A 479-nucleotide genomic window follows, 5' to 3' on the forward strand; every position below is an offset into this window, starting at 1 on the left:
TCTCGACATCGTTGGGACAATGTCGAGAGTTTTACCGCTGTCATCGAAGCATTTTTTGCAGGCGGTGGGACAGGGGCAAATGTGACCGTACCTTTTAAAGAGATGGCATTTTCGCTGTGCCAGCAGCGCGGTGAGCTATCTGAATACGCGCGCTTGGCGGGTGCAGTCAATACCCTTGCCATTAAAGCGGGCAAACTGTATGGCGACAATACCGATGGTCGCGGTTTGGTGGCGGATTTATTGTCGCAAGGCGTCAGGTTAAAAGACACAAATGTTGCTATTTTGGGGGCAGGTGGGGCGAGTCGCGGCGCGATTTTGCCATTGCTAGATGCGCAAGTAAAATCGCTACATATTGCCAATCGCACCGTAGAAAAGGCAAAGAATTTAACCCAATTATTTGATACTGATAAGCTCACCTTTTCAAGTTTGACGGATTTGCCCAACGATATTGAGGTGATTATCAATGCAACGTCGATAGG

Annotated in this window: 1 protein-coding gene; it reads left to right on the plus strand. The window is 48.4% G+C overall.

Translation table 11 applies throughout. The features are described from left to right. The coding region (locus M3175_RS25875) for a shikimate dehydrogenase family protein (RefSeq protein WP_503328629.1) at positions 1–479 on the plus strand (479 nt) is incomplete at both ends.

Source organism: Robertmurraya korlensis (assembly GCF_023715225.1).
Classification (GTDB): domain Bacteria; phylum Bacillota; class Bacilli; order Bacillales; family Cytobacillaceae; genus Robertmurraya_A.